27 protein-coding genes are annotated in these 22,031 nt (G+C 61.9%); 12 read left to right on the top strand and 15 right to left on the bottom strand.

Annotation, left to right across the window (positions count from 1 at the left end; translation table 11 throughout):
• The first annotated feature begins 160 nt into the window (after positions 1-160).
• The 3 genes from nthA to GGI60_RS02730 are packed head-to-tail and all read left to right on the top strand — an operon-like array spanning position 161 to position 1,798.
• Positions 161-787 carry a nitrile hydratase subunit alpha gene (gene nthA / locus GGI60_RS02740; protein WP_183912798.1) on the top strand — a complete coding sequence of 209 codons (627 nt, stop codon included), beginning with the start codon at positions 161-163 and terminating at the stop codon, positions 785-787.
• Positions 784-1,443: a nitrile hydratase subunit beta gene (gene nthB / locus GGI60_RS02735; RefSeq protein ID WP_183912799.1), complete on the top strand. Its 660-nt coding sequence runs from the start codon at positions 784-786 to the stop codon at positions 1,441-1,443. The genes nthA and nthB overlap by 4 nt, the downstream gene beginning before the upstream one ends.
• Positions 1,430-1,798 carry a nitrile hydratase accessory protein gene (locus tag GGI60_RS02730; protein WP_183912801.1) on the top strand — a complete coding sequence of 123 codons (369 nt, stop codon included), beginning with the start codon at positions 1,430-1,432 and terminating at the stop codon, positions 1,796-1,798. The genes nthB and GGI60_RS02730 overlap by 14 nt, the downstream gene beginning before the upstream one ends.
• Before the next feature lie 3 nt (positions 1,799-1,801).
• On the opposite strand, the gene GGI60_RS02725 is transcribed toward GGI60_RS02730, so the two are convergent.
• Genes GGI60_RS02725 through GGI60_RS02715 form a run of 3 tightly spaced genes read right to left on the bottom strand, consistent with a single transcriptional unit; the run spans position 1,802 to position 3,498 of the window.
• Positions 1,802-2,584, bottom strand: coding sequence for an anti-sigma factor family protein (locus GGI60_RS02725; RefSeq protein WP_183912803.1), 783 nt, complete (start codon positions 2,582-2,584; stop codon positions 1,802-1,804).
• Positions 2,581-3,096: an RNA polymerase sigma factor gene (locus tag GGI60_RS02720; protein WP_183912805.1), complete on the bottom strand. Its 516-nt coding sequence runs from the start codon at positions 3,094-3,096 to the stop codon at positions 2,581-2,583. Before GGI60_RS02720 ends, GGI60_RS02725 begins: the two co-directional genes overlap by 4 nt.
• A 21-nt stretch (positions 3,097-3,117) precedes the next feature.
• Complete coding sequence (locus GGI60_RS02715) at positions 3,118-3,498, bottom strand: hypothetical protein (protein ID WP_183912807.1); 381 nt, start codon at positions 3,496-3,498, stop codon at positions 3,118-3,120.
• Positions 3,499-3,713: 215 nt separating this feature from the next.
• On the opposite strand from GGI60_RS02715, the gene GGI60_RS02710 reads away from it, so the two are divergent.
• The gene (locus GGI60_RS02710; RefSeq protein WP_183912809.1) at positions 3,714-4,202 is read left to right on the top strand and encodes an RrF2 family transcriptional regulator; all 489 of its coding nucleotides are present in this window, start codon (positions 3,714-3,716) and stop codon (positions 4,200-4,202) included.
• Positions 4,203-4,217: 15 nt separating this feature from the next.
• Here the strand turns inward: GGI60_RS02710 and GGI60_RS02705 are convergent, their stop codons facing one another.
• The 4 genes from GGI60_RS02705 to GGI60_RS02690 form a co-directional block, all read right to left on the bottom strand.
• Entirely contained in the window at positions 4,218-5,699 is a 1,482-nt protein-coding gene (locus tag GGI60_RS02705) for a cyclic nucleotide-binding domain-containing protein (protein WP_183912811.1), read from the bottom strand.
• Positions 5,700-5,791: 92 nt separating this feature from the next.
• A complete protein-coding gene (locus tag GGI60_RS02700; protein ID WP_183912813.1) occupies positions 5,792-6,208 on the bottom strand; it encodes a cupin domain-containing protein in 417 nt (138 codons plus the stop codon).
• Positions 6,209-6,242: 34 nt separating this feature from the next.
• Positions 6,243-6,998, bottom strand: a complete 756-nt coding sequence (locus GGI60_RS02695; RefSeq protein WP_183912815.1) for an SDR family oxidoreductase — start codon at positions 6,996-6,998, stop codon at positions 6,243-6,245.
• Between the two features lie 68 nt (positions 6,999-7,066).
• Entirely contained in the window at positions 7,067-7,546 is a 480-nt protein-coding gene (locus GGI60_RS02690) for a carboxymuconolactone decarboxylase family protein (RefSeq protein ID WP_097605029.1), read from the bottom strand.
• 131 nt (positions 7,547-7,677) lie between these two features.
• Here GGI60_RS02690 and GGI60_RS02685 point away from each other — a divergent pair, with 131 nt between their 5' ends.
• Positions 7,678-8,583: a LysR family transcriptional regulator gene (locus GGI60_RS02685; RefSeq protein WP_183912817.1), complete on the top strand. Its 906-nt coding sequence runs from the start codon at positions 7,678-7,680 to the stop codon at positions 8,581-8,583.
• Between the two features lie 60 nt (positions 8,584-8,643).
• On the opposite strand, the gene GGI60_RS02680 is transcribed toward GGI60_RS02685, so the two are convergent.
• Positions 8,644-9,357 (bottom strand): DUF255 domain-containing protein, encoded by a 714-nt coding sequence (locus GGI60_RS02680; protein ID WP_183912818.1) that lies wholly within the window; start codon positions 9,355-9,357, stop codon positions 8,644-8,646.
• A 172-nt stretch (positions 9,358-9,529) separates the two neighbouring features.
• On the opposite strand from GGI60_RS02680, the gene GGI60_RS02675 reads away from it, so the two are divergent.
• Entirely contained in the window at positions 9,530-10,657 is a 1,128-nt protein-coding gene (locus GGI60_RS02675; RefSeq protein ID WP_183912820.1) for an ATP-dependent RecD-like DNA helicase, read from the top strand.
• A gap of 53 nt (positions 10,658-10,710) precedes the next feature.
• On the opposite strand, the gene GGI60_RS02670 is transcribed toward GGI60_RS02675, so the two are convergent.
• A complete protein-coding gene (locus GGI60_RS02670; protein ID WP_183912822.1) occupies positions 10,711-11,403 on the bottom strand; it encodes a MerR family transcriptional regulator in 693 nt (230 codons plus the stop codon).
• Between the two features lie 433 nt (positions 11,404-11,836).
• Between GGI60_RS02670 and GGI60_RS02665 the strand changes: the two genes are divergently transcribed.
• The gene (locus GGI60_RS02665) at positions 11,837-12,589 is read left to right on the top strand and encodes a pyridoxine 5'-phosphate synthase (protein ID WP_183912824.1); all 753 of its coding nucleotides are present in this window, start codon (positions 11,837-11,839) and stop codon (positions 12,587-12,589) included.
• 233 nt (positions 12,590-12,822) lie between these two features.
• Here GGI60_RS02665 and GGI60_RS02660 read toward each other — a convergent pair whose 3' ends face one another.
• Positions 12,823-13,731 (bottom strand): SDR family oxidoreductase, encoded by a 909-nt coding sequence (locus tag GGI60_RS02660; protein ID WP_183912826.1) that lies wholly within the window; start codon positions 13,729-13,731, stop codon positions 12,823-12,825.
• A 123-nt stretch (positions 13,732-13,854) separates the two neighbouring features.
• Here GGI60_RS02660 and GGI60_RS02655 point away from each other — a divergent pair, with 123 nt between their 5' ends.
• Complete coding sequence (locus GGI60_RS02655) at positions 13,855-14,271, top strand: helix-turn-helix domain-containing protein (RefSeq protein ID WP_183912829.1); 417 nt, start codon at positions 13,855-13,857, stop codon at positions 14,269-14,271.
• A 17-nt stretch (positions 14,272-14,288) separates the two neighbouring features.
• Here the strand turns inward: GGI60_RS02655 and GGI60_RS31840 are convergent, their stop codons facing one another.
• From GGI60_RS31840 to GGI60_RS02635, 5 genes are all read right to left on the bottom strand, one after another.
• A complete protein-coding gene (locus GGI60_RS31840; RefSeq protein ID WP_246720315.1) occupies positions 14,289-14,468 on the bottom strand; it encodes a DUF6429 family protein in 180 nt (59 codons plus the stop codon).
• A 158-nt stretch (positions 14,469-14,626) separates the two neighbouring features.
• Positions 14,627-15,835 (bottom strand): MFS transporter, encoded by a 1,209-nt coding sequence (locus GGI60_RS02650; RefSeq protein ID WP_183912831.1) that lies wholly within the window; start codon positions 15,833-15,835, stop codon positions 14,627-14,629.
• 154 nt (positions 15,836-15,989) lie between these two features.
• Complete coding sequence (locus tag GGI60_RS02645) at positions 15,990-16,607, bottom strand: TetR/AcrR family transcriptional regulator (protein WP_183912833.1); 618 nt, start codon at positions 16,605-16,607, stop codon at positions 15,990-15,992.
• A 60-nt stretch (positions 16,608-16,667) separates the two neighbouring features.
• Positions 16,668-17,585 (bottom strand): helix-turn-helix domain-containing GNAT family N-acetyltransferase, encoded by a 918-nt coding sequence (locus GGI60_RS02640; protein ID WP_183912835.1) that lies wholly within the window; start codon positions 17,583-17,585, stop codon positions 16,668-16,670.
• 226 nt (positions 17,586-17,811) lie between these two features.
• Positions 17,812-18,531: an aspartate/glutamate racemase family protein gene (locus tag GGI60_RS02635; RefSeq protein WP_183913873.1), complete on the bottom strand. Its 720-nt coding sequence runs from the start codon at positions 18,529-18,531 to the stop codon at positions 17,812-17,814.
• 154 nt (positions 18,532-18,685) lie between these two features.
• On the opposite strand from GGI60_RS02635, the gene GGI60_RS02630 reads away from it, so the two are divergent.
• From GGI60_RS02630 to GGI60_RS02615, 4 genes are all read left to right on the top strand, one after another.
• Positions 18,686-19,150 (top strand): Lrp/AsnC family transcriptional regulator, encoded by a 465-nt coding sequence (locus GGI60_RS02630; protein WP_183912837.1) that lies wholly within the window; start codon positions 18,686-18,688, stop codon positions 19,148-19,150.
• 26 nt (positions 19,151-19,176) lie between these two features.
• Positions 19,177-19,734 carry a PH domain-containing protein gene (locus tag GGI60_RS02625; RefSeq protein ID WP_183912839.1) on the top strand — a complete coding sequence of 186 codons (558 nt, stop codon included), beginning with the start codon at positions 19,177-19,179 and terminating at the stop codon, positions 19,732-19,734.
• A gap of 126 nt (positions 19,735-19,860) precedes the next feature.
• Positions 19,861-20,397 carry a BA14K family protein gene (locus tag GGI60_RS02620; protein ID WP_183912841.1) on the top strand — a complete coding sequence of 179 codons (537 nt, stop codon included), beginning with the start codon at positions 19,861-19,863 and terminating at the stop codon, positions 20,395-20,397.
• 242 nt (positions 20,398-20,639) lie between these two features.
• A complete protein-coding gene (locus tag GGI60_RS02615) occupies positions 20,640-21,905 on the top strand; it encodes an NAD(P)/FAD-dependent oxidoreductase (protein WP_183912843.1) in 1,266 nt (421 codons plus the stop codon).
• The last annotated feature ends 126 nt before the right edge of the window (positions 21,906-22,031 follow it).

Below are 22,031 nucleotides of genomic sequence, written 5' to 3'. Positions count from 1 at the left end.
GCCGTGTGGCCCCCTTATCCGACCCTTCGGGCCACCGACCGGGGTTGAGCCGCTGGTCTCAACCCGTCCTTCGGACCCCGCTGGGGAGAAGAGGAGGAGGAGCGAGCCGCACGCATTAAGGAAACAGGGCGGCCGATCGCCGTCCCGGGAGGATTTTGCGATGCACGACGACCACGACCATCACCACGATCACGACAACCACTACTCCGACATGCAGGCCCGCGTGAAGGCGCTGGAAACGCTGCTGACGGAGAAGGGGTTGATCGACCCTCATGCCATCGATGCGATCGTCGAGACTTACGAAACCAAGGTCGGGCCGAGGAACGGCGCGCATGTCGTCGCGAAAGCCTGGAGCGATCCTGATTTTGCCGACTGGCTGAGGCGCGATGCGACGGCGGCGATTGCGAGTCTCGGTTACACTGGCCGGCAAGGCGAGCATATGCGCGCCGTCTTCAATACGGCCGAGACCCATAATCTCGTCGTCTGCACGCTCTGCTCCTGTTATCCCTGGTCGGTGCTCGGCCTGCCGCCGGTCTGGTACAAGGCGCCGGCCTATCGTTCGCGGGCGGTGATCGATCCGCGCGGCGTGCTCGCCGAATTCGGGCTGACCCTGCCGGAGGGCAAGAAGATCCGCGTCTCGGATTCGACGGCGGAGCTGCGTTATCTCGTGATCCCGGAGCGCCCCGAAGGCACGGAAGGAATGGATGAGACAGCACTTGCCGGTCTCGTCACCCGCGATGCGATGATCGGCACGGCCGTGGCCGACAGCCCGGAGGCACTGTCATGAACGGACCGCACGATCTCGGCGGGCAGATGGGCTTCGGTCCTGTCGCGCCTGAGAAGGACGAGCCCTATTTCCATGGCGAATGGGAAAAGCGTGCGCTCGGCATCACGCTCTCCTGCGGGGCTTTCGGCGCGTGGACGATCGATGAAAGCCGACATGCGCGCGAGAAAATCCCGCCGGCCGACTACCTGTCGGCGAGCTATTACGAGATTTGGATCCGCGGCGTCGAGACGCTGCTGGAACGGCACGGCTTTGCGACGCGTGAGGAGCTCTTGTTCGGCCACAAGCTGCAGGAGGGCACGGCGCCGAAACGGGTGCTGAAGGCGGAGATGGTGCCAGCTGTGCTCGCCAAGGGCGGCCCTTGCGACAGGCCGGTGGATGACGAGCCGCGATTTGCTGTCGGCGAGCGGGTGAAGACGAAGAATTTCAATCCGGCGACCCATACGCGATTGCCGCGCTATGCCCGTGCCAAGGCCGGCGTCGTTGAAGCGGTGCAGGGCTCCTTCGTCTTTCCCGATGATAATGCCCATGGCAAGGGCGAGAATCCGCAATGGCTCTATACCGTCGTTTTCGACGGCGGCGAGATTTGGGGCGAGGGCGCGGACCCGTCGCTGACGGTCTCTATAGACGCGTGGGAGAGTTATCTTGAACGAGCATGAAACGACGCCCTTGACGCAATCACCCGGCCTGCCGAAGTCACCGGAGGGCGAGCCGGTCTTTGCCGAGCCATGGATGGCCGATGCCTTCGCCATGGTGGTGGGGCTATATGAAAAAGGCCTCTTCGACTGGGACGAATGGACCCATGCGCTCTCGATGCAGTTGAACAGCCGCGGTCGGGCCGAAGACGGCAGCGACTATTTCGACTGTTGGGTGGAAGCGCTTTCCAACCTCATCATCGACCACGGCATCGTCGATATGCACGAGATCCTCGACCTGCAGCAGAGCTGGCAGCGGGCGGCTGAAGCCACACCCCATGGGCAACCGATCGAGCTCGTCAACGATCCGCTGCGCTGATCCTCACGACGGAAACTGCCGGTAGCATTCTTCGGCCACACCGCGCAGGGTTTCGCGCGAGATTTCGCCGGTGACGGCATAACCGAGTTCGCCGTCGATCCAGTAGAAGGTTTCGAGATTGCCCGATGAGGCGAAGCGGAAGCTTGTCGTGCGGTTTTCCTTGTTGCGGCCGAGCATCACGGTCAGGCGTTCGCCGGCCTCGTTCTCATACATGAACATGGCGCCCGGCTTGCCGTCGACCGGCAGCAGGCGTCCGCCGACCAGCTTGAAGCCGAGCGGCTGCAGGTTCGGGATCTTCAGGTTCTGGATCGCCAGCCGCTTGCCGAGCCAGGTGGCGAGATGGGCCTCCTCGTCGGCGAAGACTTCGACCGGGTGGCGAACCTCGGCGGCATAGACGGTGAAGGCGGTCTCGGCCTGTTTCGGCAGGGTTTCGGAACCGGCTAGCTGCAGGTCCGGCTTTGCCAGAAGAGCCGGGCCATAATGGCCGCTGACGGCACCGAGCGCAAAGACGACGAGCGCTGCGGCGGCGACTGCCCAGCGGTTCGTCACCGGCGAGAGGGTGCGCGGCGATGATACGAGCAGGGGATCGCTATCTCTGGCTTTCTCGTAACCGGCAAAGAGCGAGCGGATGCCTGTATTCTGCGCCTGCCATTCAGCGACCATCGCCGCCTCGTCGGGATTGTCGGCAAGGAAGGCCTCGACACGGGCGCGCGCCGTTTCTGGCAACTGGCCGTCGGCATAGGCGTGGAGATCGGCTTCGGTGACGATCGGGTTGGTCTCGTTCATTTCGGTCTCCGAAGCGTAACGATGTTATCGGCCTTCAGGTGTTCGGCGACGCGCCGGCGCGCGCGCGACAGGCGGGACATGACGGTGCCGATGGGGATATCGAGCGCAGCGGCGACCTCGCTGTAGCTATATCCCTCGATGACCACGAGCATCAGCACGGCGCGGTGCTCCTCCGAAAGGCTGTTCAGCGCGTTATCGAGCCGGGTGCGTTCCAGCGGATCGGCCGGCGCTTCAGGTGCTGCCATATCTCCTGCGGCGTCGAGCTCGAGCATGCCGTCGCGCGCCTTGCCGCGCCGGCCGTTGCGGTAAAGATTGGTCATGATGGTCAGGACCCAGCCGCGCAAGTTGAGGCCGCGCCATTGACCGCGGCGCGCCAGAACCTTCTCGACGCAATCCTGAAGCAGATCCTCGCCATCGGCATCCGAGCGCGTGAGGCTGCGCGAATAGCGCCTGAGCGAGGGAAGGAGGGCCAGGATCTGGCCCTCGAAACTTTCGGGTGCAGGTGTCTTCACGCCAGCTCTCTTGCCGTCACATCAGGGCTTGGCAAGGTCCCAGTTGCCGCCGACGCCATCGCCGGTGATGTCGCCCATTTTCTTGTCCTTGACCCAGTAATAGAGCGGCATGCCGTCCTTGGCCCATTGCTTCGTGCCATCCTTGCGATCGATGATTGAATATGCACCATCGGCCTTGGCATCGGAAGAGGCCATTAGCGGCGGCCAGTTCTTGGCGCAATCGTCGTAGCAGTTGGAAACGCCCTTGGCGTCCTTCTTGAAGGTGTAGAGGGTCATGCCGTTTTCGCCGGCGAGAACCTTACCCTTGGCGGATTCGACTTCCTTAACGGGCGCGGCTGCGAAAGCGGCGGCTGCGGCAAGGGCGCCAGCTGCGACGACGGATAGGAATTTCACGGACTTCATGATGTTTCTCCTCGGGTTGGGCACGCGATTTCGCGCTACCTGAGATGAGACACGAGGCGAGGCGGTTTTATTCCCAAGTGGAGAAAGTTTTCTGGCAGGCGAATTATCATTCGCCACACAACACCCTGCTTTTACAGGTCATTTACATCATGGCCATTCGCGGATAACATATATCCTTAATTCCGCTCGCAGAGCCAGCCATGATGAGTTGCTGAATGATCCTGAAAAGCCAGGTCGAGTGGGCGCTTCACTGCTGCGCCATTCTCGCGGGCCTGCCCGACGGCAGTTATCTCTCCACCAAGGCGCTCGCAGAGCTTCATGGCCTGCCGAAGGAATATCTCTCCAAGGCGCTGCAGAGCCTTTCTCAGGCTTCCCTCGTCGAAACCACGCTCGGCCCGAGCGGCGGCTACAGGCTTGCCAGGCCCTCGTCGGAGATCAGTTTCCTCGACATCGTCGAGGCTGTCGAGGGCAAGGCGCGCAGCTTCACCTGCACAAATATCCGCGAGAACAACCCCTGCCGGCCGGCCGGCTATTGCGACAGCAAGCCCTGCGCCGTCGCCCGCGTCATGTGGGAAGCCGACGAGGCCTGGCGCAACACGCTGAGGCGCGTCCGACTTTCCGATCTCGTCGATACCCTGTCGGAGGAGGTGCCGCCCGACATCTGGCGAAGTACATTCGAATGGGTGCTGAAGCGGGCCGGCTGAGCGGCGTGCCGATCTCTAAGCCCCGAAGATGGTCCGGATGGTTTTCAGGATGGCGTGGGCGCTGCGGGCATGTTCCGCGGACTGGGCGGTGCCGTTGCGGAAGCGCTCGGCGCGGCCGGCAAGCTGTTCGGCGATTTCTTCGGCCAGCGTCGGGCGTTCGGCGAGCAACGGCGCGAAGGCCTCCTGGTCGATCTCATAGGTGATTACCGAGGTTAGAGCCTCCAGGGTGCAGACTTCCTGCATGCCGGCGAGCAGTCCGGTTTCCCCGAAAAAATCGCCAGGCGCCAGCCTTCCGCGTTCCTCGCCTGCATGCCGGGCGGCTATGATGCCGGCGCGCACCATCATCAGTGCGGGCAGCATTTCGCCCTCCTGCACGATCACATCGCCCTTGCGGAACTCCCTGACAGTCGCGGTCTCGGCGAGCCTCTGCTTTTCATCTGACGTCAGCGTCGCAAAGACCGGAATGGCGTCGATCAGCGCAAGCGGCGTTACGCTGGGCGGCTGCGCGTTTTCCTCCGTCGGCAGGGTGGCGGTCAACACCGCTGCCGACGGCGGAATGGCCAGCAGCAGGCCGGCGGATTTGCAATGGCGGTAGACGAGATCGAGCACTTCGTTTCGCGCCGGCACGCGCTGGCTCGGGCTCGTCACCCGAAACTGCAGCTCGACTTCGAGCGAGGTGGCGTCCAGCCCCTTCAGGGCGACGACCGGCGGCGGCTCACGCACGATGGAGTTGCAGCTCGCGAGCGCCGTCAGCATGACCTGGCGGACCGATGCCGGCATGCGTGTCGGGGCGATGCGGATGGTGAGGATCAGGAGATGGGTCTCGTCCGGCCGGCTGATATTGGTCAGGCCGAGCTTGGCGAGAAAGCTGTTCGGCAGCACAACGATATTGTTGCCGGGGGTCAGGATGTGCGTCGCGCGCCAGTTGCTTTCGACGACGCGCCCTTCCGTGCCGTCGCTTAGAAGAATCCAGTCGCCGATGACATAGGGCCGGCCGAGGGTCAGGGCGATGCCGGAGAAGACGTCGGCGAGCGTGTTCTGCAGCGCGAGACCAAGAATGATGGCGACGACGCCTGAGGTCGCGACAAGGGTTCCGATCGGCACGCCGAAGACGAAGGCGAGGATCGAAAGCACCATGCCGATATAGACGACGCCAATGACGAGATCCTGGAGCAGACGGGCCTCGCGCGGGCTGCCTTCCAGCACCAGATAGAGCCTGATGAAGCCGATGACGGCCCAAGCCAGGTGAACCCACCAGAGCGATTTGGCGAGGATGACGAGCAGGGCCTGAGGGTCCTGCGTCTCATATCCCTGAAACCGATGAGGTTCGATGCCGCTGCCGATGAGGATCAGCGTCATCACTGCAAAGAAGAGGATCTGCACCACCAGCCGGGTCGTCGGCCGCTGGCTGGAGAGGAAATACCAGACGACGATGCCGGCGCAGCCGACTGTAATGAGAGAATTCAGTGGCTTGCCGAAGAGCGCGTCATAGATCATCTCTCTGTCTCCGGGAGGTCGGGCGGCACATGATTGAGCATGTCGGCTGTCCGCGCAAGCATCGGTCCCGCGCGGACAGGCTTGGAGGTTGCCTACTTCTTGAGGGGGTAGGTCAGTTCTCTCTGGTCGGTGTCGACGACGAAGACGGCGAGCAGGCGGGCCGGCTGCGTCTCGCTGCCATTGGCGCTGACGCCATGGCGGTCGCCCGGCATTTCCGAGAAGCTCTCGCCGGCCTGATAGGTCTTGACCGGACCGTCATTGACCTGGCTGCGGATCGATCCTTCCAGCACGGTGGCGTAGATGAAGGCCGAGTCCGGATGGGTGTGGCCTTCGGAGAAGCCGCCGGGGCCGTATTCGACCAGCACGCCCTTGATGCTCTTGCCCGGCACGTTCGGCAGTTCGTGCTCATAGACGAGCGTCACCTTGGCGGACTTGCTGCTGTCATGGGCGGAAGCGCCGGTCGTTGCCAGAAGGGCGAGGGCGGCGGCGAGGAATGATGACCTGATCATGGGAATCTCCTTATTGCCTGGGTGAAGAGGCCGATCACTTCGGCCGGGCGGATGTGGCGAACCACTGTTCGAAGGTGATCGAGCCGAGGCGCGGGTTGTCGTCGGAAACGAGGGACTGGTCGTTCAGCCTGGCGCCGAAATATTTCGCCTCGGCGTCGGCCTCGACAATCCGCGGGTCGTTCATCGCCTTGAGATACCGGGCGACCAACTCGCTGAGCCGGACCCGTTCCGGGCCGGATATTTCGATCGTCCTGTTGGCTGGGGCGGAGAGCGCCACGTCGGCCATGGCGTCGGCGACATCGTCGGACGCGATCGGCTGCACATAGGCGGGCGACAGGCGAACCGTCTGGCCGACCGTGCCCGACTGGGCGATGCCGCTCAGGAATTCCATGAACTGCGTCGAATGCACGATGGTGTAGGGAATGCCTGATGCCCTGATCAGTTGTTCCTGGGCGAGCTTGCCGCGGAAATAGCCGCTGTCCTGCAGGCGTTCGGTGCCGACGACGGAAAGCGCGATATGGTGCTTCACGCCGGCGGTCCTTTCGGCGGCGAGCAGATTGCGCCCCGAGGTCTGGAAGAATTCGAGCACGGCCTTGTCCTCGAAGGAGGGCGAATTGGCAAGATCGAGCACGGCTTCGGCACCGGCGAGCGATTCGGCCAGTCCTTCTCCGGTGATCGTATTGACGCCGGAGTTCGGTGAGGCGGCGATCACCTCATGCCCGCGCTTGCGCAGGCGTTCGACAGTCTTTGAACCGATGAGGCCGGTTCCGCCGATGACGACGATTTTCATAACAGATCTCCATTCGCTGCCGCGGTGCGGCAGCGTCAAAGCTGAATCTTCTCAATGAATTGCGTGAACTAGTTCAGGCCAGCCTTATCAAGGCCGTAGGCCTTGTCGGCCGAGCCGGGCACGGTCTTGAAGCCGACATTGACGCGGTTCCAGGCATTGATGGCCATGACGACGAAGGTGAGGTCGGAGATTTCCTTCTCGGAAAGCTGGCCGCGCACCCGCTCGTAGATTTCATCAGATACGCCGCCTTCGGGAAGCTTCGTCAGCGCCTCGGTCCAGGCAAGGGCCGCGCGCTCGCGGGGAACGAACAGGTTCGACTCCCGCCAGATGGCGACGTGGTGAAGCCGCAGCTCCGTCTCGCCATGGATCTTTGCCTGCTTTACATGCATGTCGAGGCAGAAGCCGCATCCGTTGATCTGTGAGGCGCGGATCTCGATGAGCGCCTGAAGCTTCTCATCGATGACGCTGCTTCTCAGCGCCATGCTGAATTCCATGAATTTCTTGAAAAGTTCGGGGGATTGCTGGGCGTAATTCAATCGCTGGGTCATGTCGTTTCTCCTCAATTAAGGACATTTAATATCCTTATGGATAAAAGATATCCTTAATTCCTGGACTGTAAAGCCATTCTCGCCTAGTTTGCCTGCATAAAGCCTATGCGCAAAAGTATGAGGGGGCAGGGATGGATATCGTTTCGGCATTGCGGACCTTCCAACGCGTCGCGGTGACCGGTTCGTTCTCAGCGGCGGCGCATGATCTCGACGTGACGCAGCCGGCGGTTTCGCGTCAGGTTGCGTCCCTCGAAAGCCATTTCAACACCCGCCTCCTGCATCGTACGACGAGCGGCCTGTCGCTGACGGCGGAAGGGGAGCGCATGCTGCCGATGGCGCTCCGAATTCTCGAGGCGGTCGAGGAGCTTGGTGATGCGGCAGGCTCGAACGGCGCCACGGCCTCGGGAAAGGTCAGGCTCAGCGTACCCGCGCCGCTCGGCCTCTATTTGAGCGAAAGGCTCGGCGATCTTCTTGCCGCCCACCCGAAGCTTTCAGTCGAACTCATCTTCCGGGAACAGAGCTCCGATATGATCGAGGAGCGCCTCGATCTGGAAGTGCGGCTCGGTTCGGTCGCCGACAGCAGCCTCGTCTGTCGCCGGATCGGCTGGACGACGGCATTCCTCGTCGCGTCGCCCGCTTATCTCGCGCGCAAGGCGGCCCCGCGCGCGCCAAAGGACATCAGAGACCATGAATGCCTGTGCTATGATAGGGCAGGCGACACGTGCACATGGTCCTTCTCGAACGGGTCGGAAGACATATCGGTCAGGATCACGCCGCGGCTGACCGCCTGCAACGCGATTGCCATTCATAGGGCGGCGCTCGCCGGCGCCGGCCTGGCGGTGCTTTCCCATATCATCGCCGTGCCCGACATCGCCGCCGGCCGACTGATTCCCGTGATGGAGAATTTTCAGCCGAGCCGCCTGCCGATCACCGTCGTCTATCCCTCGAGACGGAACATGCCGCTGCGCGTCAAGACAGTTCTGGACTTTCTGACTGCTGTGGTCGGTAAGGATCCATCGATGTGCGCAAGCGGCTAAGCCTGCGCCGGAAAAGAGCCCCGATAAAAAATGCCTTCGCGCTGAGGCGGATGGACTGGCCTATTGCCCGACTCGCGCAGCGAGCGGAGAAGCAACTTGAGCCTTGTTGCGCATCGCAGTCAGCGAGGTCAGCAGCCTGTCGCGCTCATAGCCTCTGTACCAGTCGGCGCTGTCTCGGCGCATTTCGACGGTGTCGTGCACAAGCTCGGCGGCGAATTTGCCGTCTCCGTCGAGAGTGAAAATAAACGGAATACCAGGACCGAGATGTTTGGCGGCATCCGTCAAGTCGAGCACATCCATGCCATTTGCATATTGCTGATCGATGTGAAGCACGACGAAATTGTCCGCCACATAGGCGTTAAGCCGTTCGGCGCTTTTTGATATATCGGAAGGCGGACGTTCGTAAAGTGTTGCGGTATGGCTGGGTACAGGCTGGCTCGGGCTGCCAAAGCGATAGGTGAACTTATCCGTCTCGCCATGAATATAGGCGTCGAAGACGTGGCACCATATGCACCATTCAGCACCGTAGGAGACCAGCACGGTTTTGTGCTCCGCAACTGCCTTCGCCATCGCCATTCGATAAATCTGGACCTGATCAGAACACTGATCATAAAGCGTGGCATCTCCATCCCGGCATGTTTCGCTCGTCTCCCTTGGAAAAATTTCGATGGGTTTTCGCGCGAAAGAGGGTTTAGCGGGAACCAACACAGCGGCAATCCCGATCGCGCCAACCAAGGCAGCGCATGCAAAGGCAGTTTTCTTGAGCGATATCATCTTATTCTACAGCACAACCGTGGGGAGACTTCTTTGCAGGATTTTGCAACGCTTGTCACTGGTGCTACCTTGGATGCAGTTAATGAAGTAGGTCATCCCTCCGTCAATCTGGTCGTGCCGCGTCAGTTTCCGCCTTGCCTAACAGCTGCGAATCCTGCCAAGTCGGCGGGCTATGCAATTTGCGCCGCAACAAGACGAAGCCCTGAAGGCTGTTTCGAAATGGCTGAATGAAGGGCGCTCGCCGCTCTTTCGCCTGTTCGGCTATGCCGGGACGGGCAAGACGACGCTTGCCAGGCATTTCGCCGAGAATGTCGACGGCGATGTGCTGTTTGCCGCCTTCACCGGCAAGGCCGCGCAGGTGCTGCGCTCGCGCGGCGCCTCCAATGCCAAGACGATCCATTCGCTGATCTATCGGCCACGCGGCGAGGAGGCGGTGGAGGACGAGGAAACCGGCAAGACCTCCATCGCGCCGATGTTTTCGATCAACCGGCAGAGCCCGGTCGCGAAAGCCGCACTGATCATCGTCGACGAATGCTCGATGGTTGACGAGGCGCTCGGCAAGGACCTGATGAGCTTCGGCACGCCGATCCTGGTGCTTGGCGATCCCGGCCAGCTGCCGCCGGTTTCGGGCGGCGGTTACTTCACCAATCAGGAACCGGATTACCTCCTCACCGATATTCACCGCCAGGCGCGCGACAATCCGATTATCAAGCTCGCCATGCAGGTGCGCGAAGGCAATGAGGTGATGTACGGCGACTACGGCACGGCCAAGGTGATCTCGAAGAACGAGGTGACGCAGCAGCTGGTGCTTAATGCCGACCAAGTGCTCGTCGGCACCAACCGCACCCGGCGGCGCTACAATCAGCGCCTGCGCGAGCTGAAAGGTTTTAACGCCGATTATCCGCAGACCGGCGACAAGCTCGTCTGCCTCCGAAACGACCCCGCCAAGGGCTTGCTCAACGGCTCGCTGTGGCAGGTGATGACCTCGTCGAAGGAAACGACAAAACCCGGCATCAACCTGCTCGTCCGTCCCGAGGACGACGACATGGACCGGGGGGCGGCCAAGATCAAGCTGTTGAAACAGGCGTTCGAGAATGTCGAAGGCGAGATTCCCTGGAATACCCGCAAGCGCTACGACGAGTTCGACTACGGCTATGCACTGACAGTTCACAAGGCGCAGGGCTCACAATGGAACGATGTCGTGCTGTTCGACGAGAGCTGGGCCTTTCGCGACACGCGCGAACGCTGGCTCTATACAGCGATCACTCGCGCGGCGGAGACCCTGACGATCGTTCGCTGATGAGGGTTCGGCGGGAAGGGGACGGTGGCGGCCGTCGGGGCGGCTGGCAGGCGTCAGGCTTGCACGATGCCGAGCAGGACGGCCTTGGCGATGGCCTGGAAGCGGTTGTTGGCGCGGAACTTCAAAATAATTCCGGCTTCGAGATCCCTCGTCTCGTCGTGTTTCAGGTCGAGTGCCCGGGCGATGCGCTGGGTGGAATAGCCTTCCGCCATTAATTCCAGGCAGCGCTTTTCCTGCGGGGTCAGGCTGGAACTGTCCTGATTGTCGTTGAGCGGCTGCGTCTCGATGCTGCCGTCGTAATCAAGGAGGTCGCCGACCTGCTGGAGCTGGCGGTGCAGCGTCGACATCTCCGCCGTCAGCTCGCGCCGACGCACCTGCAAGGCCTCGCGGAACATTACCTCGGCCCTTTCCTGCGAATCGGCTTTGCGAAGCTCGTCCATCAATTCCTGGATCACGGCAATCGGCATGCCCGTCTCGCGGCAGACGGTGATGACGGCCATGCGCATCACTTCGTCCTGGCCGTAGACCCGCATCAGGCCGATGCGGTTGGCCGAAATCAATCCCTTCTCTTCATAGAAATGCAGCGTCCTGTGCGTAACGCCGAAAGCGTTGGCCATATCGGCAATGGGCACTGGACCTTCCGGTAGATCCGGCGGCAGCGCGGCCGAAGGCAGGAACCGGTATTTCGACCGGGCCTCCGAAGCGAAACCGGCGGCAGCAAACAGGCGTTTGGAACCGTCTGGCATGAACCCTCCTAGGGCATCTTGTTGCACCTCATGCGGATTTGCCAGTTGCTTCCCGGGCGCGGCGAGTGGGGTTTCCTCTAGGCGGTCTTATTCGTGGGGAAAGAAGCAGTACGCGGCGTACGATTACGCGATACAATGTCCACGTTATGCGTGAACGATTGTTTTTATAAGTGCTAAAAATAATCTCTTTTAAATGGGATAGCAACGTGACGGCGTGATTTCGTGTGTGCTGCCGCAAAACATGTGTTGCGCCGCCGCATCAGCGAGTCGCCTTGAAAGGCGACGGTAAATACTCTTCCCGGCCAATGCTTGTTGGAAATGCTGCGCTTTCATCAGCGACCGGCATCGCATCTATCTGCGAATCTCGTTGGCCATCGCCAGGCACTTGGCTTAAAAGCGGACCTTCCGTTTCCTTGACCAATGGATGCCAGCCATGCCCGCCAAGCTCTCCGTGAACCTCAATGCCATCGCCATGCTGCGCAACCGGCGCGACCTGCCCTGGCCGAGCGTCGAAGCGCTCGGGCGAATCGCCCTTGCCGCCGGCGCCAGCGGCCTGACCGTGCATCCGCGTCCCGACCAGCGCCACATTCGCTTTTCCGACCTGCCCGTGATCCGCAATCTTATCGACGACGAATTCCCGCAGGCTGAGTTCAACATCGAGGGCTATCCCACCGAGGAATTCCTCGAACTCTGCGCCGGCGCCGCACCCGAGCAGGTGACGCTGGTGCCCGATGATCCCGCGCAGGCAACCTCCGACCACGGCTGGGATTTCCGCAAGCACCACGGGTTCCTGACCGATGTCGTCGCGCGGCTAAAGAACATGGGATGTCGCGTCTCGCTCTTTGCCGACGGGGATGGGGATGCGGACGCGGTAAAGCTGGCGAAAGCAACAGGCGCCGACCGGATCGAACTTTATACTGGCCCCTATGGCGGCTGCTATGACGCGCCGGAACGGGCAACGCCGATCCTCGAAGCGCTCGGGAAGACGGCGGATGCCGCGCTCGCCATCGGTCTTGCCGTCAACGCCGGGCACGATCTGACGGTCGCGAACCTGCCGGCATTGGTTAAGCGGATTCCCGACCTTGCCGAAGTCTCGATCGGCCACGGGCTGACCGCCGATGCGCTAGAGTATGGGATGGCCGGGACGGTGCGGCGGTTTTGCCGGGCTTGCGGACAGGTGGTTTAAGGAAGGGTTGGTTCCTTCGAAGCCCGTCATCGCCTTTGCGACGCGCGCTTCAATGGGAGGTGAAGAAAAGTCTTTTCCGCCCAAGGACTTGGGCGCGCTGGATTCCTGTGACAAGCACAGGAATCCAGCCACGGCGCGTCTGCGCCGTGAGTGACTCACACACCTGATGAGATTTTCAGCGCCTGAAATTTGAGCTCGTTCATCCCTGCACAGCGCAGGGAGGTACGAAAAGCTCAATGACCTCCGGCATTGTCCGAAGCAGTCAAAGCGGCCTTATGCGCCACGAAGAAATCCTTCAGCGATTGCAGCTGTTTGCCCGCCAGCCTGGTGAAATCCTCGGTGACGATGTCGAAGTTGCCGGCGCGGATGTTGGCGTCGGCGGAGACCAGCATGTCGGCGACGAAGCCAGGGAGGCCGGCGCCGCGCATGCCTTGGCCGAGCTGTTCGTCATTGACGTCGACTACTTCGAGCGGCTTGCCTGATGCTTCGGAGACGATGACCGCAATCTCGCGGTTGTTCAGCGACTCCGCGCCGGTCAGCGTGTAGGTGGCGCTTTCGGAGGTGCCGGCGGCAAGGGCTGCGGCGATCGCCAGCGCGCAGTCGTCGCGCGAGATGGTCGCGACCTTGCCGTCGCCGGTGGCGCTGTACCATTTGCCGCCCTGCAGGTTGTGCGGCATGCTGTGCAGGTAATTGTCGTGGTACCAGGCGTTGCGGATGATCGTGTAGGCGATGCCGCTTGCCTTAATAGCGTTTTCAGTGCCGAGATGGTCAGGCGCGAAGGTGACGAGCGAATTGTCGGGCGCCGGCATCGAGGTGTAGGCGATGTGCTTGACACCCGCCTTGGCGGCGGCGGCGACGGCGGCCTTGTGCTGGGCGAGGCGCTTGCCGGGGGTGTCGAGCGCATCGGTGCTGATAATCAGCAGGCGGTCGATGCCGGTGAAGGCCTGTTCCAAGCTGGCGGCATCATCGAAATCGGCCTTGCGGGTGGCGACACCCTTGCTGGCGAGCCCGGCGAGCTTTTCCGGGCTGCGTGTCGCCGCGACGATCTGGCCGGGGGCGACCTTGTAGGTCTCGATGAGGTGATGGATGACGCGCTGGCCGAGCTGTCCGGCGGCGCCGGTGACCAGGATGGTTTCGCTCATGGGTCGTTCCTTTTGCATTGTGCGAGGTGGTCTCAAAAAGAGACTAACACTAGAATAGGAATTGACTTCGCGGTGTAAAGAAGGCAGTTTTTCGGCTGTAAGTTACCAGAAGGGAACCAGCAGATGAGCGGCGCAGTCCTCAGTCTGAAGAACAGGATGCCGGGGGGGCGGCGAGAGATCGATCTTGCCGGCCTCGATTTTTCCAATTGCCCGGTCCGGGACATGATGCAGCAGATCGGCGGCAAGTGGTCGACGCTGCTGCTGGAGGTGCTGGCGGCCGAGCCCCGCCGCTTCGGCGAGCTCAGGCGGATGCTTCCCGATATCTCGCAGCGCATGCTGACGCAGACGCTGCGCGACCTGCAGAGGGACGGTTATATCGCTCGCGAGGTCTTCCCGACCAAGCCGCCGAGCGTCGAATATTCGATGACCGATCTCGGCCGTTCGCTCTACCAGCCGCTGTCGCAGCTGTTGAACTGGGCGGAGGCGAACCACGATGCGGTCCGCGCCGCCCGCTCGCGATTCGATTCAGCCGAAAGCTAGAGTGGCGAGAGCCTCTGTCACTTCGCGCGCGTAAACAGCGCGCGAATTAGTTCCTCCGACCGCTGCAACCCTTCGTCGCTCAGAACGACCGACTTGGACTTGCCTCGCGGATTGGCAATCAGTCCCTTCTTGTACAGGCGATCCATGACATCCCAGTCGAAGCCTTTCCAGGCGCGATCGCCGTCATGGAGCGTCAGCTAGAGCAAAGCGAGAACGGCGTCGTCGATCTTTTCTTCATCGATTTCCATAACGGATGCCTCCCTCCAAGAATGAGAAAACCCTGTCGTCCTCTGACTTTAACTCACGTATGATCCTGAGATCGACTCCGATTTCCGGGATTGTGCGTCGGGTAGGCTTACCTCCCGCGCCCTTCCGTCAAAAATAGCAGGAAGGCGAGCGCCGGGAAGGCGAAGCCGATCCAGGCTGTCATCGACCAGCCGCCGGTCGCATAGGCCCAGCCGCCGAGTGCCGAGCCGATCGCGCCGCCGGTAAAGAAGGTGGCCATGAAGAGGCCATTCAGCCGGCTGCGATGTTCCGGGTTCAGCCCATAGATGGCGCGCTGGCCACAGACGAGATTGGTCGTCACGCCGAAATCGAGCATGATCGCCGCGACCGTCAACAGGATCAGCGCGGTGAGCGAGCCGTCGGCTGCGAGATGGCTGATCAGGAAGGAGGCCATGCCGAGGAGCATGGCGATCGTCGAGGCGATCCTCGTCATGCCGCGATCGGCGAGCCGGCCGGCGATCGGTGAAGCGACGGCGCCGGCCGCACCTGCAAGCGCGAAGAGCGCGATGCCGTTCTGCGTCAGGCCGAAGGCGGGACTTGCGAGCAACAGGGGCGTCGTCGTCCAGAACAGGCTGAAGGCGCCGAACATGCCGGCCTGGTAGAGGGCGCGGCGCTGCAGCACGCGCGAGGTCAGCGCCAGATGCGCCATGGAGGCAAGCAGTTCGCCATAGCCGACCTTCGTCTTCGGCACGCGGACGGGCAGGTTGGCACGCAGTACGACGGCGAGCACGATCATCAACGTCGCGGTGACGTAATAGACCGTGTGCCAGGAGGCTGCCTCGGCGAGAAAGCTCGCGAAGGGGCGGGCGAGCATGATGCCGCAGAGCAGGCCGCTCATGATGTTGCCGACCACCTGGCCGCGCGTCGCATCCGGCGCCATGTTGGCGGCGAAGGGCACGAGCACCTGGACGGCGACCGAGGCAAGGCCGATCGACAGCGAGGCGGTGAGGAACATGGCGGGTGTTGTCGACAGCGCAGCACCGATCAAGGCGAGTGCGGAGACGGCGACCAACGCCAGCACCAACCGGCGGTTTTCAGTGAGGTCGCCGAGCGGCACGATCAGCAGCAGGCCGAGGCCGTAGCCGATCTGCGTCAGCGTAACGATCAGCCCTGTTGCGGCCGGCGTGAAGCCGAGATCGGCGCTGATCGGGCCAGCAAGCGGCTGGCCGTAATAGAGATTGGCGGCCACCAGCCCGCAGGCGGAGGCGAAAAGAAAGGTGAGCCAGGGGGATAGCGCGCGTGGAATGGCATTATCCGGCGTAGTGGCTGAAATGCTCATCAAAAACTCCGGTATGATTGAAAGGATTAGTCGTAAAATCGTCTTGCCGCCGGCCACCCGCTTCCTGCCGCGGCGCGAGGGCGAGCACTCCCGGAGTGCCGAGCACTCCTGGGAATGCTGGGAACTCCTGGAGTGCCGAGCACCCTCCGGGGTGTCATGTCACCAGTTTCATCGCGGCTTCGGCGGCGGCCGCCACTTCTTCGCCGCTGCGGCCCGTCTTGCCGATGACGCGCATGCCCTTGGTGAGGCAGAGCAGCGCCAGCGATGTGGCAGAGACATCGACATCCGAAGAAATCGAGCCGTCGGATTGGCCGAGACGGATCAGGTCGGCCAAAAACGCCTCGTCGGTGATGAAGGCGGTGGCGACGCGTTCGGCCGCCTCCTCGTCGAAGAGGGCGAGGTCACCGGCGCTGCCGACGACGAGGCAGCCCTGCCTGCCGATTTCACCATGGGACGAGCCGGCAAAGAAGGTGATCAGTGCATGGAGCTTGTCGCGGCCGCGCTCGGCGTCGGCGAGCCTGGCGTCGAGCAGGCCGCGGCGCACGGCGCGGTAACGGTCGAATGCCGCGAGGAAGATGCCGCGCTTGTCGCCGAACGCCTTGTAGACGCTGCCGGCGGCGAGCCCCATGGCTTCGGTGAGCTCGCTGATCGAGGCGGCGTGGTAGCCGCGCTCGGAAAAGACGCGCAGGGCGGCATCGAGTGCAGCCTCCGCGTCGAATTCCCGCGGGCGGCCGCGGCTTCGGGTCTTCTCGTGAAGGGTCGTTGCGTTCATGTCTCCCTAATTAGGGAATGATCGTTTCCAAATCAAGCGAAACTTTTGCGACGCAGAGATTCAGAGGGTGAGAACCCAGGTTTGACCGGTTGCCTCGGGGCCGAACATGCGATGTCTCTCCTCGGAGACAAGCCGGAATCCGGCCTTGATATAGATGGCGCGGGCGGTCTCCAGCATGTCGTTGGTCCAGAGCGAAAGCTCGCGGTAACCCTTCTGGCGGCAAAAGCGGATGCATTCGTCGACCAACAGCTTGCCGAGCCCGAGACCGCGGGCCGCCTTGTCGACATAGAGCAGCCGCAGCTTGGCAACGCCGTCGCCGCCATTGGCGACGAGGACGGAGCCGACATTGACGCCGCCACGTTCGGCGATCCAGCAATATTCTTTCTCGGGATCGAAATTGGCGAGGAATTTTCCGGCGACTTCGGCGACCAGCGCCTCGAAACGCAGGTCCCAGCCATATTCTTCGGCATAGAATCGCCCCTGGCTCTGCACGATCCAGCCGATATCGCCGGCGCGGTGGGCGCGGATGACGGCGGGGGCGGGTTTAGCCGCGGGGTCGAGCAGGGTGCGGATCGTGTCCATGGCGGAGACGACCGCCTGCGGCTCGCCGGTCGCAAGATTGTCGAAACGGGCGGCGATCTGCGCATTGGCGCGCCGGCCGAGTTCCTCGAATTGTGTATATCCCCGCTCGGTGACGGTGATGATCTGGCTGCGCAGATCGGCCGGATCGGGGCTGGTTTCGATCAGTCCCTCAGCGCGGAAGCGCTTGAGGATGCGGCTGAGATAGGCCGGATCGAGATGCAGGTCGCGGACAAGCGCGGTGGCGCTGATGCCGTCATGCGAACCGATCTCGAAGAGAATGCGGGCGCCCGTCAGCGTGTAGGGCGAGTCGAGATAGGCCTTGTTCAGCAGGCCGAGGAAATTCGTATAGAAGCGGTTGAAATCGCGGGCGGTTTCGATGAGGGCGGTATCGGGCATGGTGATCTCCGGAAGAAGACCTCATGCTGATGGCAAGTTGGCCACTCACCCTTCCGTCATGCTCTTGTCCCGAGCATCTGCCTCCGGTCGATAGGGCAACAGATCCTGGCACAAGGCCGAGGATGACGTCGAGTAAGAAGATCAGGCTCGCGAACCAACCAAGGTCTGCGGATAGAAGATCTTTGTCATGCATTTAGTTGACCTAGTCAACTAAATTAAAGCTGCCTCACGCAGCCTCTTCCGCCTCCGCGTCCTCCGTGCCAAGGGCGAAATCGACTGCAGCCTTTGCGTGGATCGCGGTGGTGTCGAAGCCCGGCAGCGGCAGGCGGTTGGGGTCGAGGATCAGGCAGATCTCGGTGCAGCCGAGGATGATGCTATCGGCGCCGTGCTCCACGGCGCGGTCAATGATGTCGATCAGCTTGTCGCGCGAGCTGTCGCGCACCTGGCCGGCGCAGAGTTCGTTGAAGATGATGTCGTGCACGGTGGCGCGGTCGGCAGCGTCTGGCACCATGATATCGAGGCCAAGGCTTTTCATGCGGTCGGTATAGAAGCCGTGCTCCATCGTGTAGCGGGTTGCAAGCAGCAGCGGCCGCTTGTGGCCAGCGGCACGCAGCGATTTCGCCGTTTCGTCGATGATGTGGATCAGCGGCACGGACAGTTTTGCGGCGACCTTATCGGCGATCAGATGCATGGTGTTGGTGCAGATCAAAATGCAGCCGGCGCCGGCAGCCTGCAGGCGCTCGGCCACCTCGCCGAGGCGGCGGGACGCTCCAGCCCAGTCGCCGGCCTTCTGAAGCGCGACGATCTCCTCGAAATTGACTGAATGCAGAATGAGTTCTGCCGAGGCGAGGCCGCCGCGGCGCGCGCGCACCATCTCGTTGATCAGACGGTAGTAAACCGCCGAACTTTCGAAACTCATGCCGCCTATCAGGCCGATCGTTTCCATCTCTCCGTGCTCCCATGCTTCGAGTTTCGAAAATGATGCCTCAATGGTCGCGCGGCGCGTTTGCATTGTTTGTCCTTTATGAGGAAGGGGTGCTATTATTTTGCATCGATTGGCCAAATGACGCAAATTGAGAGCGCAGGGTTCATTTCACACAATGCTTGATGATCGTGACAGACGCATTCTCGACATGCTGCAGAAGAATGCCGGCATATCTGTAACCGATCTTGCCGAGCGCGTGGCGCTGTCGGTGTCGGCCTGCTCGCGGCGCATTCAGCGGCTGGAAGAAAGCGGCCATATCGCCCGGCGCATCATCGTGCTTGACCGCGAACGCATGGGCGTGCCGACGACGGTCTTCGCCCTCGTCAAGACGGCGCACCACTCGGACGACTGGACGGAAACCTTCCGCCGGATTATCGGCGACATCCCCGAAATCGTCGAGGCGCACCGGCTGACCGGCAATCACGACTACATCCTGAAAATCGTGCTGCCGCGCGTCGAGCATTACGATGTCATCTACAAGCAGATCGTGCGCAAGCTGGAACTCTTCGACGTCTCGGCCTCGATCTCGATGGAAGAATTGAAACACGGAATGGCGATACCCGTGGGTTATGCGCGGTAAGCCGGCATTTTGAGGGCTCTGATAATATGAGCATTGGCGATATTCATAGCTATTTCCTGCCCGGAGAAAGGCTTCTTTGGTCCGGCCGTCCCGCACAGGGATTTCGTCTGACAAGATGGGATTTCGCCCTGGTTCCCTTCTCGCTTTTTTGGGGCGGCTTTGCTCTCTTCTGGGAGACGAGCGTTTGGACGACGCCGGGGACGCCTGTATTCATGCGCCTATGGGGTATCCCGTTCGTTCTGATAGGACTTTATTTGATTGCCGGACGCTTTGTCGTTGATGCGGCCGTGCGGGCTCGGACGGAATACGCGCTGACCGACCGGCGGGTCATCATTCGCAGAAGCGGTTTGCTTCCGAATTTCTCTGCCACCCAACTCGAGCTGCTGCCGTCGATCAATCTGGAAGAGGGCAGCTTAGGAACGGGGACGATCACATTCGGCGTGTCTTCCCCGCAGCGGTACAAAACGGCGGGAGTTTGGACGCCCAGCCTGTCGAGGGACCCTCAGCTTTTGGGGATCGATAGCGTGCGGCAAGTCTATAACCTCCTGGAGAAAGCAAGGCTCGATTGCCTGAAGAGCCGATGATCCTTCGAGCCGTCGCAGCGATTAACTTGCCTCGACATGGAACGTTTTCAGACATACTACGTTCACCTTTGGTTCAGGAGGAGGGGAGGATAGTCTCTCCTCTTGGAGCAGTAGAGGAGAACAGTCATGAGAAAGCTAACCGTCGCCGCGTTATGCTTGATCATAGGTATCCCCGGCGTCACGCCGGCTCAGGCGTTTCCGGCTATTAACCCGCCCAGAATCGAACCTCAGCAACCGATAGAGAACGTGCAATGGCATGGCGGCCACGGCCGCTGGCATGGCGGCCATCATGGTGGTTACCATCACGGTCATGGATCGGGCTGGGGCTGGGCCTTGGGTGGTCTGGCCGTCGGTACGATCATAGGCGGCGCATTGGCCCAGCCCTATTACGGCTCGTACTACGGCTCACCCTATGGCTATTACGGCTCGCCCTACCGCTATTATGGCCGGCCCTACGGCTATTATGGCCGGCCTTATGGCTTTTACGGTTCGCCTTATCGCTATTATGGCCGGCCCTACCGCGCCTATGCGTCGTCTGCCTATTATGGCGGGGGCGGGAGCCACCAGGCCTGGTGCTATGCGCGCTACCGTTCGTACAGGGCATTCGACAATACGTTCCAGCCCTATAACGGACCCCGTCGCCAGTGCCTCGGTCCCTATTGATAGGCAGGGTACACATCTGATCTGTGAACTGGTTCCAGGCCGCTCCTCAATCGAGGTTTGGCGTGGGCACTGATAACTGCGTCTCCGCTCCACAACCTCCATCGGGCTCGATCCCCTGAAAGCCGATAATTCCGAGTGCCCTCGATTGCCGCCAGCGCAAGGCAGGCATGCCGAAACGGCGGTTGCAACCTTTGCGGTGAAGGCCACATTGGCTTTCAGCGAAATACGCAAAGGGGCAGGTCATGAGCGATCATCATGTCGTGGTTGTCGGCGGCGGTTTCGGCGGGCTGCAGCTCGTCAACGGGTTGAAGGGCGCAGGCGTGAGGATCACGCTCGTCGACCGGCGCAATCATCATCTCTTCCAGCCGCTGCTCTATCAGGTGGCGACGACCATCCTTTCCACCTCGGAGATCGCCTGGCCGATCCGCCGCCTCTATGCCGACCGGCCCGACGTGACAGTGCTGCTCGGCGAGGTCACCGGTGTCGACAGCAGCACCAAGACGGTATCCCTCCGCAACGGCATGACTCTGGGTTACGACACGCTGGTGCTGGCGACCGGGGCAACGCATGCCTATTTCGGCCATGACGAATGGGAGCCGGTGGCGCCCGGCCTGAAGACGCTGGAGGATGCGACGACGATCCGCCGGCGCGTGCTGCTCGCCTTCGAGAAGGCGGAGATGGAGACCGATCCCGCCGTGCGCGACGCGCTTCTGACCTTCACCATCGTCGGCGCGGGGCCGACCGGCGTCGAGCTGGCCGGCATCATCGCCGAGCTCGCGCATTTCACGCTGCCGAAGGAATTCCGCAATATCGATACGCGCAAGACCCGTGTGGTGCTCGTCGAGGCTGGCCCGCGGGTGCTGCCGACCTTCGCCGAAGAGCTCTCGGCCTATGCGCAAAAGGCGCTGGAGAAACTGGGGGTCGAGGTGCTTCTTGGCAAGCCGGTCACCGAGTGCAGCGCCGACGGTGTCCGAATCGGCGAGACTTTCACGCCCAGCCGCACGATTGTCTGGGCGGCGGGCGTCACCGCCTCACCGGCGGCGCGGTGGCTCGATATTCCAGCCGACCGTGCAGGGCGCGCCATCGTCGAGAAGGATCTGAGCGCGCCGGGCCTGCCTGATGTCTTCATTATCGGTGATACGGCCTCTGTCATGCGGGAGGATGGCAAGCCCGTGCCCGGCATAGCGCCCGCCGCCAAGCAACAGGGCGGCTATGTGGCAAAAGTCATCCGCGCCCGCCTGTCCGGCAAACCGGCGCCTGCGCCTTTCAAATATTGGCATCAGGGCAGCCTGGCAACGATCGGCCAGAGTGCGGCAATCATCGATTTCGGCCGGATCAAGCTCAAGGGCTGGATCGCCTGGTGGATCTGGGGCATCGCCCATATCTACTTCCTGATCGGCACCCGCTCGCGCTTTGCTGTCGCCTGGAACTGGCTGTGGATCTATTTGAGCGGCCAGCACAGCGCCCGGCTCATTACGCAGCGGGAGACGATGCGGGAGGAGGGGTAGGTTCCTGCGCCGCCTCTCCGGCCTCATCCTGAGGTGCCCCGAAGGGGCCTCGAAGGACGAGGCCGGCCACCGCCGATTTACCTTGCGATATCGGATGCCGCCCAGCCACCCGCCCTCTTGGTTCGA

Source organism: Rhizobium lentis (genome assembly GCF_014200175.1).
Lineage (GTDB): Bacteria > Pseudomonadota > Alphaproteobacteria > Rhizobiales > Rhizobiaceae > Rhizobium > Rhizobium mulingense.
The sequence above is the reverse complement of the archived record's forward strand: the minus strand, read 5'-3'. Positions and strand labels throughout refer to the sequence as shown.